Source organism: Polynucleobacter sp. IMCC 29146, from assembly GCF_021395195.1.
In the GTDB taxonomy this organism is placed as follows: Bacteria; Pseudomonadota; Gammaproteobacteria; order Burkholderiales; family Burkholderiaceae; genus Polynucleobacter.
Map to the genome: position 1 here is coordinate 1 of NZ_JAJVCR010000017.1, position 18,237 is coordinate 18,237.

An 18,237-nucleotide genomic window follows, 5' to 3' on the forward strand; every position below is an offset into this window, starting at 1 on the left:
AATCTGATATCGTTCTTCTTGGCTAAGGTGTTGATAGGTCATGGCTACTTTGACTTGCTGGTCTAGAAGCTATGGATACTAAGATATCCTTAGCCACTAGGCTTAGTTGTTCAAAGTTGCACTTCGTAGTTGAATCCACCTTTACATTTAAGGCTTTGATAAAAAATTAACTGATTATCATTTTTACAGAAATTTATGAAAAAAATTTGGCTTGCAATACCTCGTGGGATTATATATCAAGGAATTTTTGATAATTTGAAGCATTTATTCTCAGCATTCTTTTGTAGGTTAAATGATAATCAACTAATTATCAATTTTTCTAATAAATTTGCGCAAATAATTGGTAGAAAATACTGCGTTCCCTTCCCCTTAGCAAGGGTAGCTTTGTATTTCACATTAAAGGCGAAAAAGTTTCCAGAGGGTTCTGAAATATTAATGCCACCCATTACTATTAAAAGCATGTTGGATGTTGTGCTTGAGTTAAAGTTAAAACCTGTTTTTGTAGATATTAATTTGGAAACTTTATCATTTGATGGTAGTTTGATAAAGGCATCAATCACTCCTAGAACTAAAGCTATATTAGTAACCTATCTTTTTGGTATGGTGCCAAATATAGAGGAAATAGTTGATATATGCCGTGAAAATAATATTTTTATTATTGAAGACTTCTCTCAATGTCTGAATGGTAAATATAAGGGTAAGGCTATTGGCTCTTGGGGAGATGTTGGTATTTACAGCGCTTCATCAATCAAGACCTTGGACACCTATGGTGGCGGCTTAGCTGTGTGTGACGACCGTTCTTTATACAATTTGCTTTATGAGTCTGAATTATCACTTAAAGAAGTCGATAGAAAAAATTTAATTAAAAAAATATTCACAAATTTAGTAAGGAACTTAGCAACCCAAAGGCTGATTTTCAATTACGTAACGTTTCCTTTTATTAAACAAATATCAAAAAAGACGCCAGAAAAATTATTAAAGCAAACCGGTGAACGTGATTTGTCGATGATTTCCTCCTTACCAACAGCGTGGTTTACTAAGTATTCCTCGTTGCAGGCGTCGGTAGGGTTAAAAAAAATACACGCAATAGAGCATCAAGATAAAGTGCGCATCATAAATTGTGAGACTGTGAAGTCAGCCCTACCTGCAATACGCTTTCCCGAGGGAGTTTTGCATTCAGCAAACGTTTACTGGCAGCTTATTGCCTATTTCACAAGACCGCTTGAGATACAAAAGTCCCTTAGAGATTTAAAAATCGATACTTCAAAAACTAGTCTTACCAAGATCTCAAACCTTTCTCAGTATCCGTATACTGAAATAACTCCAAATGCAAATCATTTATATGAGAATAGTTTATTTATACCTGCACACTTTAATTTAACTAAGTGTGATTTGGAGTATTTAGTTGAAGTTCTCAAAGGGATACATGAAAAATAATAATCTGCCAGTTTGTATTATTGGGTCGGGGTTAGCTGCGATGTCTGCAGCATTATCGTTGGTGGAAAGAGGGGTAAGGCCGACAATACTGGACGTCGGTTTATCTTTGAGTGATGATATTTCTAAGCTTGCTAGCGAAATGGGGGGGGTGGAGCCAGAACTATGGAGCGAGTCTCATAAAACCCTTATGTTTGGGAATAGGAGTTTAGATAAAGAGGGAATTCCTTTAAAACTAGCATTTGGCTCCTCTTATTTCTATGGTGTAGATTCTATTGACGCCCCTATTCAAAGTCTGGGGGGTGAATTTCCCCCTTTTAGTTATGCGCAGGGAGGGCTAAGTGTGGGTTGGGGTGCCTCTGCACTGCCTGCTGACCCAAGAGACTTAAGTGATTGGCCAAGCGAAACAAAAAATTTGAGAGAGCATTACCAATTCTTATTGAGAAACATAGCCTATTCTGCGGTTGATGATAGGCTTTCATCAAATTTTCCAGTTTATTCCTCGGTGATAGATCCAATAAAAATCCAGCCTGGAAATTTAGCGTTATTAAATGATATGGAGAAGGCTAACATTTTTGTTAAGGACCAAATTACATTTGGTCAGGCGAGAAGTTTGGTTCAAGCTACAGATTCCAAAAATGGATTGGGCTGCAAGTATTGTGGTAACTGTATGAGTGGTTGTGTATATGGGGCAATATTTAAATCTGATAAAATCTTAAAAGATTTAATAGCTCACGATAAGATCGACTATTTCTGCAATCATCATGTATTAAAGCTCGCTGAGGATGAAAGAGGTGTTACAGTCTATTTTAAAAATAAGAATAATTTTGGTAAGCTAACATTTTCTAAAGTTTTTCTTGCTGCTGGGGCTGTTAACAGTACTCGTATAATTCTCAAATCAAAAAATATATACAATTCCCGAACACTTTTAAAGGCTGTTCCTGGATTTGTTATGCCAATGATAAGAATTGGTAAGGCTAATAACACTTGGCCAAAAGCAAATACACTTTCTGGAATATTTCTGGAATACAAACCAATTTTAGACTTTTGGGCGCATTGTCAAATATCCATCCCTAATGAGCTGGTGTTAAAAAAAATTGACCTGCAATTTAGCTCCAATTGGCACCCTAGCGCTATAAAATCATTGCTTTCTAGACATTTGGTTGTGGCAACTGTAACTCTCCATTCGAATTTTGGGAATGGATATGCCTTATCATTGGTTCGCGATGGTGTAACTGAAAATGATACATTGGTCAGCTCAAGGGAGCCTCCTGGAGAGGCAAAAAATGCCATTAGGGAGGCTATGAAAAAGCTTTCTGGAATTACAAGGAAATTTGGATGTTATCCATTGAGTTCATTTGCTTTAGATAGCACTATATCTAATGGGTATCATATTGGGGGTAGTATGCCAATGAAATCAAGGCCAGTTAATTCAACTGATACGGATATTTTAGGCAGGCCCCTTGGATTTCAAAGGGTACATGTGATAGATAGCAGTATATTCCCGACAATACCCGCAACAACAATTGGCTTACTAGCAATGGCAAATTCCGCAAGAATTATAAAATCGGTACATCTGGAGTAAAAGATGCTTTTTATTATTCAGCTATATTTTTATCTTCTTAACACTTTATATTTAGCTATTGATTTATTTCCGCCACCGTTTAGGGGGGTCCTCTTTCATTTAATATTAAAAAAATTAGGAAAAGGATGTCTTATAGATTATAAAACCTACTTTAGGTTTCCTGAGTTAATAAGCATTGGCAATTTCGTGGCAGTAAACAGGGGTTGTCAATTTTATGCATCTCATCTAGAGGGCGGAGGCAAAATAAACATCGGCGATCATGTTGTATTTAGTCCAAATGTTAAGATTTATACCGCTGGTCAATTCTATGATTCCTTAAAATTAAAAAATAGAGTAGGCTCCATAGTTATAAACAAGTACGCTTGGTTGGGCGCTGGCGCTATTGTTTTGCCTGGTGTCAGTATTGGAGAGGGCGCTGTTATAGGTGCGGGTTCTGTAGTAACTAAAGATATCCCCCCGTATGTGGTTGCCGTTGGAAATCCTGCAAGAATTATTAAGAAGCGAATAATTTCCAATGCAAAATAATGAAGACAATCCAAACTACATAGTAATTTTTTTAAACTGCTTTGCTGTAATCCTTGCATCTTTATTGGCGTATTACCATAACACTGATAATCTATTTAATGGATTAGATGGATTGGGATGGCTTGCCTTAATAAATGAGGAAAAAACTTTTTTCCCTTATTTACCAAATATTTATTCTAACTTGTTAGCCGGTATCGGTAATTTATCGGTTCCAGCTAATTATATTTATTTCCCACCATATTGGATTGATATATTCTCGGCTGGAAGTAATTTCAATCCCGTACCCTCTTATATTGGGTATGCATTAATTTCATTTTTATCTATTCTGTTGATCGGAAGATCATTTCATTTTCAATTTGAAGTGTCTATATTAGCATCTTGGTTTTTTATATTAATAATATTTCCTTTTTATGAAAATTTTAATATTAATAAAGTAGTTTTCTTAGTGCCAAATTTTTCAATATTATTCTTATTTTTGGGATTTTTCATTTATGCCATTTCGCTACTGCAAGTTTCTAGCACATATAAGCTATTGCTAGCGGTTTTAGTTTTACTTATTGATATTATTTATTTGCTGCTCGCCAACCCAATAGGATATCTTCTGGTGGCACCATTAATGTTTTGTCTGATTTTAATTTCTATAATAGAAAGCTCATTTAAAAGAAAATTAATTCAAATAATTGTCTTTTTATTAATGCTATTTTTGTTTTATTTAGTGGGGTGGATTGATTATTTAGTTGGTTTTTTTATAAATAGTGCCTATGTTATTTTTAAAGATAAAATAACTCAGTCAGTAGACGCGTCTATATTATTAACACGCCCTTTTGAAATTGGGGGATATGCTGGCCGGCTTTTATTCATTGGTGCATCTTTGGGCGCGGCCTTGGAGTTAGCTAAAAAGTCTAGCAAGCTTAAAACTCTTGCAAGTTTATGCTTATTACTTCAATTGGCAATAATAGGCTGCTATTTAATTAATTCGATGAGTCTTGTTGCGTGGAAATTGCCGCAAATTAATTTTTATGAAACTATCTTTTCTCCGCTATATTGTCTATTTTTTTGCCATTTGATTTATAGAATTCTTAATTACTGTAAGCTTTTCGCTTATGAAAAATTTCATATAAGTTTCAATCATTTGAGCATTAATCTGTTTTATTTAGGCATTATTTTTTTAAGCATTATTACATTAAACCCTGGGAAAATGGATCGTAAGTCAGATTACCCTCTTCCCGAGTCAACAATCTTGACAAAGTATTTAGAATCCAAGATTGGAATAAAAGACGAGACTAAATTTCGCGGAAGAGTTTTGAGTGTTTGGCCTGATAAAAATATTGTTGAGCAGCGAGAATACTTTTATAAGCAAAGTCAATATTCCAAGAATGATCATCTAACGGCGGGATTATGGTTACATCTAATTCCAACACTACATGAATATAGTCCCATTATTTCGCCCAGTTTTTTTTGGATAATAGATCAATTTCTCTCGAGTGATGATGTTATGCATGTTAGAAACTGGACATTATTTACTAAGTTGGATATGAAAATATTGAGAATGTTGGGGGTTTCTTATATCTTGAGCCCTAAATTGGCAATTGAAGGAGGCAAGAAGGTGTTAAGCATTTCCAATGAAAATAATAATTTAGACGACCTAAATTTATTCTCTATTGCAAATGCTAATATAAATGGAATTTCCATATTGCAAATTAAACCTTTTAGTTCCTTGATGGAGGCTAGTGAGGTCATGCATTCCGCCTGGTTTGATTTGGATAAAGCTGCTGTTGAAAAAGCCATATACGAAAAATTTAAAAGTGATTCGATAGGTCTTAAACCAGCAATCAATAATTCGGTTAGGATCGAAAAAGGCGGCTATAAAATTAATGCCACTTCCGATGGAATATCGTTGCTAATGCTGCCAATCGAGTACAGTAATTGCGTTAACATAAAAGTAATTACAGGTGATAAACCAACGGCAGTTCGAGTAAATGTGACGATGCTTGGCTTGTTGTTTGCTGGTGATCTAGACGTGATGGTTGTCAATGAAACTGGACTGTTAAACAATCCCAAGTGCATGCTAAAAAATTATGAAGACTTTATAAAGTTAAAGAAAAATTTTTAGCAATGGTTCAATAACTACTTATTACATTAAACTGAAATTGGTAGGTTTCAGGTTGAGTTACTGTATAAGATTTTAGTTGATATGGGCGATGTGTGGATATAGTGTAGTTGATGTCATAACGAGTTATAAAAATAATCGCTTTAAAATTCAGCAAAATTAAAAAAAAGTAATTTAATTAAATCTTAATAGAATTTTTAAGAACCCTTACAACGTGATTGATTTCGTTGTTTGACATTCCCACCCAAAGAGGAAGCCTTATTAAAGAATTGGCTTGACGGTTTGTAATATTCATGCTCCCTGAAAATTTCCCAAATTTTTTTCCAGCAGGACTTGAATGCAATGGTACGTAGTGTGAAACAGCATTAACACCTTTATTATTCATAGCTTCAAGAGTTCTCTCTCGATCAATCTTATTATCGAGCACTACATAGTAGATGTGTGAATTACTTAAGCATTCTTTAGGAATAACTGGTCGTTTAAGTAAGCCGCTTTCTTCTAAAGATTCAAGCTGTTGATGGTATTGTCGCCAAGTATTCTCTCGATTTTTTGTAATCTCTAGTCCCTTTTCAATTTGAGCACATAAAAAGGCGGCTGTAATTTCACTTGGTAAAAAGGATGACCCTATATTTTTCCATGTATATTTAGCTACTTCTCCCCGAAAAAAACCACTTCTATTTGTGCCTTTCTCGCGAATTACTTCAATCTTTTTTAGATTGGATGGATGATTTACTAAAATGGAACCTCCCTCTCCGGAAATGATATTTTTAGTTTCGTGAAAGCTTAAGGCCCCATAATCTCCAATAGTTCCAAGATAATTATTTTTATACTTTGATAGATATCCTTGCGCAGCATCCTCTATTAAAAAAAGATCATTGTCTTTTGCAATTTTTTTGATCTTATCCATTTCGCAGCTCACGCCGGCATAATGAACGGGCACAATCGCCCTAGTTTTTTTGGAGATTGCATTTTCGATTAGGTCTTCATTAATATTTTGTGTGTCAGGCCTAATATCTACAAAAATTGGTATCCCCCCCCTAAGTACGAATGCATTCGCAGTGGACACAAAAGTAAATGAAGGCATAATAATTTCATCACCCGGCTTTATATTTGTAGCTATTGCAGCAATCTCTAAGGCAGCAGTACACGAATGAGTTAAAAAGGCCGAACCTTTTGCTGAAAGGCTTGACGCTATCATTTCTTGACTTTTTTTAGTGAACTCACCATCTCCCGCTAGTCGAAGATTGTGGTGAGCCAGACGTATATAGTCTAATTCATTGCCCGTCATATAGGGTTTGTTGAATGGAATTAACATATTCACAAATTTAAATAATTTCAAGTTTAATTAAATTGCATTACTAATACGTTTGCCAACTAAGTTGTTGTTTATAGGACTAACTTCGCTAAGAAAGAGAAAAGACGTATTTCGTTTTATTACAATGGTATCCTCATACACCATTACAATGGTATTGATTGGAAATTTAGAGAAAATTTCTGTTAGGAAAAGATTTTTTGAAATCCAGCCTGAGTGGCATTTGTACTCATTATTATCTATAATAAATCGAGCACCTTGATTGTGGTTGTCAAAAGCCTTAATAGTCCTCAGAATTGAATTGTTATCTTGGGCAAATTTTATATAACGCGAATCAATAGAGCGAGTAAAATAAATAAGGTCATTACTGTTGACTTGGGGTCTTTGCGGCTCAAACCTAAGATTCCAGGCCTCGATAAAGCTCTTCTTTTCCGCAATAAAGCTTAGTTGATATAAAAGTGAGGCGGTGAGATCTTGGCTAAATGGGATTTTTACTTGGGAAATTATCTCTCCGCAATCAAATTTATCATTCATGACATGGCAAGTAGCCCCGCAATCACGCTCATATAGAATGGCTCCAAGCACTGGGTCAACTCCTCTTAGATCTGGCAAATAAGAAGGATGGATATTTATATATTTTTTGTCAGGAAGGTCATTTAGCCTTAACTTGAATGGCAAGCCATTTGAAATTAAGATATCGAAATTAGACTTATTTATTAAATCATGAACTTCTTCACTATTTTTAACAAGATCATAATCATAACTGTCTAATATACTGTCTTTTTGCAAATGAGTGCCATCAATACATACTATTTGTACATTCTTTGTTTTTTTTAATAATTCTTCCAAAACAAATCGACGATTTCCTATAAATAAGTATCTCAACGCGCCTCCAAAACAGCATAACCAAAGCCAGTTTTGCCATAATTATTTCCGTTATAAAGCATATAATAAATGCCATCATGTTCAAATGGATAGGGGTAGGCGATTGATTCGGAATCAAATTTATCGGAATTGGAGGATATCTCAATTCCGCTTTTTCCATCATTTCTAGTCCAAACCAAGCCATCGTTAGATTGAGCAAATCCAATTCTATAAAGAGGGCAGTTATTTGCCCCTCGGCAAGAAAACCACATAAGATAAGTGCCCCACCAATTTACTACTGTTGGTCTGCCAAATGAGTGTTCATGCTGATCTTTAAAGGGGATTATTTGCCCTGGATAATAATTCCAATCTATTCCATCTTTTGATTCTGCATAATGAATGCCATAAAGAGGCTTCCAAGAGCCATCTGAGTTTTGAGACCAGGATATGCCAGAGTTATACCAACTTCTCCATCTGCTTCCATCTCGCATAATCGACGTTCCTGCGGCGAAATATGGATTGTGTCTATCACGCGCCATGATCGGGCCTTGAAATTTACGACGTATAGAATGGTCTACATGATTTATTACTGCTAAGCCAGTATCGCAAATCCAGAGATTATCGGTTAAATTATTCCACCCAGAGTAATAGAGATAAGACTCTTCTGGGGCTATATTTACAACGCAGCAAGATAGTAATCCCTCTGAGTCAAATGTACCCTTCATTCCGGGCTCTAGAGCTAATTTTGGAGGTTCTAAAACGGTTATTTTTTTATTTTTAATTTCCGCTAAACAAGTAAAGATAAACGAGTGATTTTGACTATTTCGCATTGAAAATATCAAAATGACTTGATTTCCGCCCAACTTAAGTACGCAAGGATGGGAGGCATGGGTAAAGCCAGCAATACCCCCGCCTCCTTCAACTAACAAATTTTTTTTGTCCCAATAGAAATCTTCAATATTCTTCATTCCTTTAAAGCGCTTACAATGAGCCCCTCTAAAAACTCTACTCGACTTTTTCCACTTTCACGGGCAAGGAGATAAATCTTTTCCTTAAGATCAGGGTTAATTCCTTCTAAAATACCAAAATATCTCGTTCTCAAGGACCCTCCACGACTACCTTTATGAACTACATCTAGATCAATCACAGGGTCAGTTGATTTAATATATCTAATCAAGTAAAAGCAATTATTAAATAGATACTCTAGCTTAAAATCGGAAACCCCTAAAGGAAGGTATCTTAACGGCGCGGCACATTTATACAGAGGATTATTTTGTATAAGAATTTTGCTAATTTCATGGCCGTACATCCAAGGTGCTATGCCCTCATCACCAAATTGAATGATCCCACCAATCTTGGCAACTCGATGCATCTCCTTAATGCCAATGTCAATTTCTTCGAATAGGTTCAAGCCTCCAAAATGATAAACAATATCAAATGAATTATCGTGAAATGGTAAATTGCATGCATCCCCAACAAAAAATTTAATAGAACTAGCTTTGAGTAGAGGTAAGTTCCTTTTTATTGCTTCTTCCAGCATCTCGAAAGCGATATCTTGTACATACAATTTAGAGTCTGGAAAAGTATTTAAAAGATAAGATAAATCATTGCCTGCACCCGCACTGGTAACTAATATTTTTGGTGAATAGTTTTTGGAGTAGTCCAAATTCTTAATCAATTTATTTCGAAAGTCTTCTTCGGATGTGCCATGCACGTCATGAAGCCATTTCATTGCATTATCATGAATAGGTGCAGCATTTAAAATAGAAAACTCGTTTTTCCCAACCTTTTGCCTTTCAAAAACTGTTACAGGATATCCATGGATATTTTCTATATTGATTTCTTTCTGACAAATACATCTACATAGTTCATTGTTAATATCTAAATCTGATTTACAGACTGGGCATATAAATTCAAGCATTTAGTAGCTCCTGTTCCTATCTAAAAATTTAATAAAGCTAGCAGAAGAAATGCTTGCAATGGGATCGCCTTTTTTTATGACAACGGTGTTATCCGGAAGGGATCGATCTACCAATACTCCTGCACCAATAAAGCAGTTATTCCCTATTTTAATTCCCGCCACTATTGAAGCATTTGCGCCAATAAAAACATTATCGCCAATGCAAGTATTGCCAGAGATAGTTGCGCCGGCAGTAATCCAAATGTGATTTCCTAAAATGCAGTGATGGCATACAGTTGCTCCGCTCCATATAAATACATTATCACCTATAGTGACGCATGGTTGTATAGAAGATCCTCGTAAAATTAAGCAATTTTTACCATAACTAATTTTTTCAAACTTATTAAATTCGTAAGTCAGGCTGGTAACTCTAAATCCATCGAAAACAATTCTTTTGAATACTTTTTCGCGATCAATATTTAGATTTTTGTAGCCTAATGCTGTAAAAATTGTAGCGCTATCTCGATTTTTAAGTAGCTCAGAGTATCTTATTACAGGTTTTCCTAGGTGAATATCTGATAAAAAATATTCATCATCAACGCAAAAACCACGAAATGCCAACTCTCCATAAATCGACTCTACTTGGGATGCGCTAACTTCTGCGGCGGCGCCCAAACCGAAGATCCAAATATTATTTGGTGGCATTGAGTAGCCCCTTATCTCCCATAACTTCTTTTGGCCAAAGCTTTAGATTTGGTCCAAATTGTGAAAATAAGGCAAATACAAGCCTTTCGAAACCTATGCCCATGCAGCAAGAGCTAGCAATACCACCTCCTTTTAATTTAATTTCGAATGCTTCACCAAAAGTTTGCAGATGATAATTGATTGAGCCTACTGCTAACCATGAATCAGAAAAAGGTATGTAGGCCAGCACCTCATATTTGAGTGCCCCGCTGTTTTGAAATGTAATTTTTTTTAATTTTTTTGAAAAAAAAGGATCATTTGAAGCTTCTATTTTAAATTTTAGTCCCAAGCTTTTCATAAATTCTTTGCATGTTGTTATAAAGTTATTGCGTTGTTTTATAACAAAATTTATATTCCCAACTGCCATTATGTCTCTGACGGAATAACTTAATAATCTTGCAAGTGTATTACCCCCTTCATTTCTAAACACTCGATTATATGTTGTATACAACTGATTTTGCAGTTGCATTTGATTTCCTAGAGCAAAATAACAGCTAGTGCAAACCGATGGTTGACATCCGCCAATTAAGTTAACGCAATTAACAATTGAGGGGAAGTTTTCTACAGCCTCAGTTAAATTTTCTCCTTCAAAGTGCTCGCTAACCATTGAAAGGCATTTCGAGGCATTATTCGTTCCCAGAACAAATAATGCCTCATGTGGAAAATCACCCAAGTATCCTGTTTTATGAAAAATATCCATACTCCATAGTCCAGGGTTTTCAATCTCTACAGCAGAGTAGTCCTTCAAGGCTATAGATTCAAAGGTTCTTTCTAATTGTTTTTTTACCGACAGCACATCCCCTTGGAGTAGTGCCATGCCGGGTTTCATCCACTTAACATCACCGCTTAAGTCTAAATCTTTTTGAACATCTCCTTTAAATAATAAATATTTTGGGTCGTGTTCGTAGAGTAAAGCCTCGCTTTTTAGTCGTTCAGCAAAAATTACAATTCGAGCGATTTCTTTAATGCTCTCAAGCTCAGAATTTGAAGGCTCAGGCTCAATGCTTAGGAATGATTCCGTGTATAGGAATTTGAATTCCGGGAATGATATTTTCAAAAATTTCAAAATTGGTTTGAAGTTTTCTGAAGTTAAATCAAGCTTAATTTTCACTTATTGCCCTTATTGACGATCAAATTTCCCACTAATTGGCTAAATATTTTTTTATTTAAAACCAAGCTACTACCTTCAATAAACTCAAAACTAAGGGCTTCGCGTAATAGTCTATTTGGCTCCTCATTTTCCAGATACCCAAAAGCCCCATGAGCCTTCAAGTTTAACTGTGAGCTTTGTATTGCTATTTCTGCACCTAAATTTTTGGCTATTGTACAATCAGAGTTTAAGAAAACGTACTTATTATTCCCCAAATAATCTAAGGCTACATTTCTTATGGCTTCTACAGCCCGCAATTGAGAGTTTGCCTTGGCTAATTCCTGTTGCCAAATCTGATTTTCGATAAATTTCTTACCCAATGAATGGCGACTATTAAGTCTATCAAAGCACATTGAAATGCAAGATTTTGTTAACCCTATTGCTGAGCTTGCTGCGTACACTCTTCCAACAGAAAATATCCACTCAAAGGCAGGCCAGCTTGATTCACTGCAAATTGTTGGTAATATCTGATTCTTATCGAGGATTACCTTATCAAAAGTGATGTCTGCAAGGGCGGAGCCACGATTCCCGGCCAAAGAATCTATTAAATCGATCTTTATGCCTTTTGCTAAACTTGGAACTACAGCAATAGCTAATTCGCCCTCATAGAGGCAAGTTACTAAAAAAAAATCAGCGATGCCGCCCAAAGTGATCCAAGTTTTGTGACCATATAAAATAAAACTACCATCTGCAATTTTGGAAAGATGAGTTTTAAGGCTTTTAGGATTAGTGTTCCCGCCAGTTTCCGTATAGGCAACGGAACCAATTGCACCTCCAATTTTTATTTGACTATAGACGTTATTTAAATAGTCATTCTCACCTTGATACCTTTCTAAAGTTTTTCCGAACATGCCACAGCTAACCAAAAAAAAATTTCTAGTATTGCCACAGTACTTGGAAACCTCTTCCGTGGATATAGCCAGTGCATGCAAACCCTCTGGGCTATTTCTGCTATTGGTAAATATTTTTTCAAGCAGCCCTAATGAGGTTGCCGTCTTTATTAAACTGCGATCAAAATGTACCCTAGAATCAAACCTATTTGCGTACCTAATAACATGGCTTTTTGTGTATTCATGAAGAATGGAGTCTAATTTAGTCACTATCTACCCTGTGAAATATAGTCATAAATCTTTTTAAAACTCGTTAATGCTGAAAAATCTTCTCCAGATAATTCTTTTAATTTAAATTCAAATTGAAGCTCTATCATTAAGTCCATGTGCGAGAAAGAATCCCAGGTTTCAACAGTTTTAATATTGGCATCAAAAACATCAACATCATCTAGATGAAATTTATCCTTAAAAATTTTAATGAGCTTAATGTGTACCGAGTCAAGGTTTATTTGATTTCTTTCCATTTAAAAACGCACTCCTGAAGTTTATTTTTTTAAAATTAATTTGCCTTCTTTGATTTGCACACCACCCAAAATACTTTTTCCTCAATCCCGTAAAAATTATTATTAGCAAATCCAAATGAAAAATCTTCAAAATATAGTGAAAAGTATTGTTGTATTGATTCTATATCCGGAAATCCAAATAATCGATACCCATTTCTATTCTTGTAGGGATCTGCTCTGATAATTCTTGATCCATCAGCTAAAACATCAGCATTATTAAAAATATAGGACTCAGTATTAGCAACAGAGGCTACAAGCCATCCACCGGGCTTAAGAACCCTCTGATATTCTTTTAGATTATCTAGCAGAACGTCACTATCATCGCAGTAGTATATGCAATGGCATGCAAGAATTACATCAAAAAAAGAATCCTTAAATGGGATATTGCTGTTCCTTCCAACTTTTAGATTGGCCGTTAGACCTAAATTCGATAAACGTTTTTTTGCAAGAGAAACAATGCCCTTAGTAATCTCAATTCCGGAAACTTTGAATCCTTGTTCTGCAAGAAAAATTGTATTACGACCATCTCCAAAAGCAATATCAAGTACCTTTGCACCAGTTTTGGGCTTATTGAAGATTAAGTTTGGATAATCAGCAAGAAAGGTGCGTACAACAAATTCGGTTGGATAAGTCCTTGGATTCTTAATTTTGGAATAAAAAATCTCGTATTGCAGATTAACAATATGGTTACTACCTTTCATAAGTCTTCCTAACTATTGATATAGGCCTCCTTTTTGTTTCCATAAATATTTTCATGATATAAATTCCAATAATGCCAATAAAAAAAATAATAAGTCCTGATAATAGCCATATTGAGATAATTAATGAGGTCCAACCATCTAGCGGGATATTTAAAGCCAACTTTTGGTAGGCCAAAAAAATTGCATATAACAGAGCTATTATAAATATAACAAAGCCAGTATAAAAAATTAACCGCAATGGTGCTGCGCTGAATGAAGTGATGGCATTAATAAAATGATCAACTTTTTTTCTGAAGGTATATGTAGTTCCTGGCCTCTTATGTTTTTTTATAAAATGAGGTTGCTGATTAAATCCTGTAATTACCCATATATAGGATATTATGAATTCATATTCATGAAACAATAATAGTGCATCAACATAAGGACGCTTCATTAATCGCATGGTGACAATGTTTTTTGGATGATTTATGTCGCTTAAAAAATCCATCATATAGTAAGCTACTGATCCGCTAAATCTCTCAAACCAACTGCCTTTTCGAGTCTCTTGAACGCCATAAACTACGTCGCAACACTGCCGTTCTAGTTGGTCATTGAAGCTTAGTAAATATTCTGGATCTTCTTCAAGATCGGTATCCATTAAGAGCACTCTGTCACCCTTTGCCTTGGCAATGCCAGCAAGCATGGCTTTATGGTGCCCGAAATTTCTAGATAAATCCAAGACCACAACATGTGTATCTTGCTCAAATAGCTGAATAGCAATATTTAAGCTATTGTCTGGGGACCCATCATTAACATAAATAATTTCATAGTCTTCAGATACTAATTTTTTTGCTACCCCAGAAACCCTTCTATGAAATTCAGCCAAATAGATTTCTGAGCAATATAATGTGCCGACAATTGATAGTTTCATAGTGATGAAATCTTCATAAATTTTCTCGCATTCTTACCAGTATTGAATAAAAGATCTAATATGGAGACTTCATGAGTAAATCCATTCCAAAGTTGAGGATATTCTGGATATCCAGTGTAATTAAACCAGATAAGTTGAATATTTTTTTCGTTAAATTTGAATTCATTAATATAGTTTTTAGCGGAGGGTCCTGAGATATAAGTGTCTCCGCCAGCTTTTAAACATAGATCCACTAAGCGTTCAGTTTTACCCTGAATTATCTCGTAGTCACTTGAGCTACTGATGTGAGTATTGATTTCCAAATAAGTGCATATGGCGGATATTAATTTTCTATTTATGTCTGATAAATTGATTGACTTGCGGTCTAGATAAATTGGCGCAAGCCAAGTGGAAATGCTATCAAAATGACTTGCTTTCTTATAATTTGCACTCAAAGTTTGCCAGTGATTTTCTCCCCAATCAGTGTCATCAATTAGTGTTTCTTTGATTGTTTGATAATAGCGACCTTTTACTTTTACAGGTATAGTTAACCACTGAGTCCCATTTGGGGTTTTAATTATGTTTCTATTGCGCCAGTCCCTCCGAGTGTATTGCATATCATCATACAAAATAAATTCGTCAACAGCCGCAATCAGATCAAAATATCCTTTCCACGGGATATAATTTGATTGGAGGATGGCTATCTTCTTCATTATTTTTTTATGGCATTTCATAAATTTGTTAAACGTAATGCACTATATCTTCTTAAAATTAACACGCCAATAATTAGGGTCAATAATCCAAGTGTCACAGTAATATAATAATTGGTTGCTGGCGGCTTGTATAAAAATTCAATTTTTTTTATCTGGGGCTCTATGACAATTCCGCGCATGAATATATTTGTTGGATAAATATGTAATTTATTTCCCTTTTCATCAATTGCCACCCAATCATTTGTAAAGCGCTCATTTAGCACTAAAAATCTTTTTTCTTCTGAAGGGCTTAAGTTGACAACCACTTTTGAGCTCTGGAATACAGGAGTAATAGTTCCTTTGGTGGAAAATTCAGCTCCTGAATTGGCTCCTTCAGCAATGCTTGTTATTTCTGGATAATAGCCCGGGGATCTTGATTTTCCGCCAGGTTTTAGAAGGGCTAATGCTTCATTTAGGTCTTTAGCTGGAACAATTGATTTTGCGAAAAATACTCTTGGCGTAACAGGTAAAGGATTTTCTTCTATCTTTAGATCATCTATCTGTAATTCTCTGAATTGGCCATTAGGTAATTTAATGCTATTAGTAAATAAACCAGGTTGAAAATGGAGTGCATATTTAGTGTTGAGAAGACCTAATAAAGCCCAGTCTAATTCATTGGGGTTACTATAGGTTATTGATCTAACCTGTGCTGAGGGCATTAAATTCAGAGCAGCTAATCTACTTGGGGTGCTATTAAGGTAGCCATCAATAGATCGAAGATGAAGATTGCTTGCAATTCTCGTTGAGCAATTAATGGCCACGTCTTTTGGATTGCATATAAACGAAATTCTATAAGATTTTGTTTCCAAGCGATTTTCAATATTCCTTAATAGAGCTTGCGATGGAGGGAGAAATTCTCCTTTGTGGGCCATTGATATCGAAGGCTTCTTAAATGCAGTGACATCATGCCAACGATCGGGACCCCATATAAAAGAGATTGCATATAGAATGCCCTGAAGTAATAGTGCTGTAGCGAGCATTAGTCTTAATACATTGGAAGAAAGTAAATGCTTTTTCCAGTAATACAGCAAAAAGACTACGAATAAGAGCGATGCAATAATTCTAAAAGTTGCGCCACCTTGCAGTGTCAACCAATTAGGGGATATCGTAATGGGTCGCAAAATAGAGCCGTTCCCATAAAAGGCGATGAGCTCAATCGCAATGATGATCAGTACGGTGAAGCATATTGAAATCCAGGGGCGAGCGTTTAAAAAGTTGAATTTTAGGTAAGTTAAATTATTTGAACTTGCAGTATTCGTTAAAGGTTTGTTTAGGGCATCTAAGGATAGGCTTACTAAGATGCAGGAGGGCAAAATACAGATTAATAAAATTCTGTAATGAATAAAGCCTATTTTTCCAAATAGCTGATATATCAGCTCATACCCTGGAGAAGTAAAGACAACAAGAAAACTAAAAATCAAGACATAGCTTGCAAATTTGGCATCATTATCTTTTAGTTTCCAGGGAAGTCTTGATGCCAGCGCATAAATAATAAGGATTGCTGAAAACAGCCCCATATAAAGCAGAAATCCCTCACTCAGATTTGTGCCGTTCCCTAGCTTGGATAGTTCGTCCCAAGATGATCCTAAGATTCTGGCATCAAACCAACGCAATATTTCAAACCAAGGTAGATGTTGACCCATAAAAACATGGCTATTAATAGGGCTCGATTCAAATCGATTGCTATCTAAAAAATCTTGCCCAATGGTCACGATACGTGGGATTGATGCAAAAACCCCAGGAAGTGCTGCTAATAGGCAAAACCCAAAACCTCGAAAATTTTTCTTTTGAAAAGCGAGCCAAAAAGCGTAGGCAAAGCCTAGCAGAGTAAGGTAGCCAATTTTTTGTATAAAAGTGAAGTTAAAGAGGAAAAAGCTAATGGCTGCTATAGAAAAATAGCTGGCATAACTTAATTTCTGATTAATTTTTTTTATCTGCAATAGCAAAAGCGGAGCCAACACCAAAACCGCAAAACTCATGTCATTTTGAGCGTTTTTTAATAACGTCAGATTGCAAGTCTGATACAAGATGCCGCCCACGATAGAGGCTAGTTGAGTTCTTCCTGATGCAATAAGAAACTCATAGGCAAACCAGCCCGAGAGGGCTAATAAGATAATTGCTTCATATCCTGCAAATTGATAAACATCTTTTATCCCTGCTAGCGCACCAATCAGGGCAACTGGATTGGGAAATTGAAAAGGAATACTTACTAGGCTATAGCCGCCAAAAATTGAGTCACTCCACAAGGGGAATTGGCCACTCTCAAAGGCCTCTATGTAGGCTTTAAGAATCGATAGCGAGTGATTCATTCGGTCGGAGTCGCCAACAAATACCCCAAATTGCAAAACATGAGGTAAAAAAATTAAGCAACTTAAGCCTAAGAAGAATAGAGGAGCGTAAAGTCGCTTCAAAGAATATCTTTCCTAAAATATATCGGTTAATTGTATTCCCAATGATTTATCAAGTAACACAAAGCATATTAATTAATTTAGTATTATCTATTTTAGATTAAAGGAATATGTATTAAAAAATGACTGGTTATATTTTATTGGGTAATAGTATATATATTTTAGAAAATTATTGGCTATTAATTAATCTATAATTACTACATTAAGTTTAGTATGACGATCCGCCACTTTTTATCCTCTATTTCGTAAACCTAATAAGTTAGGGTGCAGTCTTCTTAATTTCCTTAACTTTGAGTGCAAGCGTAATAGGCCTTTAAATCATCTTTTCTATAGGTCTTCAATGGGTGAATTCAAACACGAAGTGCAACACGGTTTAAAGATTGCATAAAGACTTCACTCGGTGTTTTAAATCCTAATCGTTTTCTGGGTCGGTTGTTTAATCGGTCTTGGATCATTCTAAGCTCCTCGTC

The 18,237-nt window shown here is 35.5% G+C and carries 16 protein-coding genes; 4 read left to right on the forward strand and 12 right to left on the reverse strand.

The window, feature by feature from the left end; translation table 11 throughout:
- The first annotated feature begins 195 nt into the window (after positions 1 to 195).
- The 4 genes from LZT22_RS12100 to LZT22_RS12115 are packed head-to-tail and all read left to right on the forward strand — an operon-like array spanning position 196 to position 5,657.
- The gene (locus LZT22_RS12100; protein ID WP_233925551.1) at positions 196 to 1,437 is read left to right on the forward strand and encodes a DegT/DnrJ/EryC1/StrS family aminotransferase; all 1,242 of its coding nucleotides are present in this window, start codon (positions 196 to 198) and stop codon (positions 1,435 to 1,437) included.
- On the forward strand, positions 1,427 to 3,019 hold the full coding sequence (locus LZT22_RS12105; RefSeq protein ID WP_233925552.1) for a GMC oxidoreductase: 1,593 nt from the start codon (positions 1,427 to 1,429) through the stop codon (positions 3,017 to 3,019). Before LZT22_RS12100 ends, LZT22_RS12105 begins: the two co-directional genes overlap by 11 nt.
- A 3-nt stretch (positions 3,020 to 3,022) precedes the next feature.
- Entirely contained in the window at positions 3,023 to 3,544 is a 522-nt protein-coding gene (locus tag LZT22_RS12110) for a DapH/DapD/GlmU-related protein (protein ID WP_233925553.1), read from the forward strand.
- Positions 3,534 to 5,657 carry a hypothetical protein gene (locus LZT22_RS12115; protein ID WP_233925554.1) on the forward strand — a complete coding sequence of 708 codons (2,124 nt, stop codon included), beginning with the start codon at positions 3,534 to 3,536 and terminating at the stop codon, positions 5,655 to 5,657. The genes LZT22_RS12110 and LZT22_RS12115 overlap by 11 nt, the downstream gene beginning before the upstream one ends.
- Before the next feature lie 175 nt (positions 5,658 to 5,832).
- Here LZT22_RS12115 and rffA read toward each other — a convergent pair whose 3' ends face one another.
- Genes rffA through LZT22_RS12175 form a run of 12 tightly spaced genes read right to left on the reverse strand, consistent with a single transcriptional unit; the run spans position 5,833 to position 17,668 of the window.
- The gene (gene rffA / locus LZT22_RS12120; RefSeq protein WP_255700980.1) at positions 5,833 to 6,993 is read right to left on the reverse strand and encodes a dTDP-4-amino-4,6-dideoxygalactose transaminase; all 1,161 of its coding nucleotides are present in this window, start codon (positions 6,991 to 6,993) and stop codon (positions 5,833 to 5,835) included.
- 6 nt (positions 6,994 to 6,999) lie between these two features.
- Positions 7,000 to 7,815: a formyltransferase family protein gene (locus LZT22_RS12125; protein ID WP_233925555.1), complete on the reverse strand. Its 816-nt coding sequence runs from the start codon at positions 7,813 to 7,815 to the stop codon at positions 7,000 to 7,002.
- A gap of 32 nt (positions 7,816 to 7,847) precedes the next feature.
- Entirely contained in the window at positions 7,848 to 8,798 is a 951-nt protein-coding gene (locus LZT22_RS12130) for a hypothetical protein (RefSeq protein WP_233925556.1), read from the reverse strand.
- Positions 8,795 to 9,751, reverse strand: coding sequence for a class I SAM-dependent methyltransferase (locus LZT22_RS12135; RefSeq protein ID WP_233925557.1), 957 nt, complete (start codon positions 9,749 to 9,751; stop codon positions 8,795 to 8,797). The genes LZT22_RS12130 and LZT22_RS12135 overlap by 4 nt, the downstream gene beginning before the upstream one ends.
- Positions 9,752 to 10,435, reverse strand: a complete 684-nt coding sequence (locus LZT22_RS12140; RefSeq protein WP_233925559.1) for an acetyltransferase — start codon at positions 10,433 to 10,435, stop codon at positions 9,752 to 9,754.
- A complete protein-coding gene (locus LZT22_RS12145; protein ID WP_233925561.1) occupies positions 10,422 to 11,585 on the reverse strand; it encodes a hypothetical protein in 1,164 nt (387 codons plus the stop codon). Before LZT22_RS12145 ends, LZT22_RS12140 begins: the two co-directional genes overlap by 14 nt.
- Positions 11,582 to 12,724: an acyl-CoA dehydrogenase family protein gene (locus tag LZT22_RS12150; protein WP_233925563.1), complete on the reverse strand. Its 1,143-nt coding sequence runs from the start codon at positions 12,722 to 12,724 to the stop codon at positions 11,582 to 11,584. The genes LZT22_RS12145 and LZT22_RS12150 overlap by 4 nt, the downstream gene beginning before the upstream one ends.
- Positions 12,724 to 12,978, reverse strand: a complete 255-nt coding sequence (locus tag LZT22_RS12155) for an acyl carrier protein (protein WP_233925565.1) — start codon at positions 12,976 to 12,978, stop codon at positions 12,724 to 12,726. The genes LZT22_RS12150 and LZT22_RS12155 overlap by 1 nt, the downstream gene beginning before the upstream one ends.
- A 35-nt stretch (positions 12,979 to 13,013) precedes the next feature.
- The gene (locus LZT22_RS12160; protein WP_233925566.1) at positions 13,014 to 13,718 is read right to left on the reverse strand and encodes a class I SAM-dependent methyltransferase; all 705 of its coding nucleotides are present in this window, start codon (positions 13,716 to 13,718) and stop codon (positions 13,014 to 13,016) included.
- Positions 13,708 to 14,628: a glycosyltransferase family 2 protein gene (locus LZT22_RS12165; protein WP_233925568.1), complete on the reverse strand. Its 921-nt coding sequence runs from the start codon at positions 14,626 to 14,628 to the stop codon at positions 13,708 to 13,710. The genes LZT22_RS12160 and LZT22_RS12165 overlap by 11 nt, the downstream gene beginning before the upstream one ends.
- On the reverse strand, positions 14,625 to 15,320 hold the full coding sequence (locus tag LZT22_RS12170; protein ID WP_233925569.1) for a WbqC family protein: 696 nt from the start codon (positions 15,318 to 15,320) through the stop codon (positions 14,625 to 14,627). The genes LZT22_RS12165 and LZT22_RS12170 overlap by 4 nt, the downstream gene beginning before the upstream one ends.
- Positions 15,321 to 15,337: 17 nt before the next feature.
- Positions 15,338 to 17,668: a hypothetical protein gene (locus LZT22_RS12175; protein WP_233925570.1), complete on the reverse strand. Its 2,331-nt coding sequence runs from the start codon at positions 17,666 to 17,668 to the stop codon at positions 15,338 to 15,340.
- Between the last annotated feature and the right edge of the window lie 569 nt (positions 17,669 to 18,237).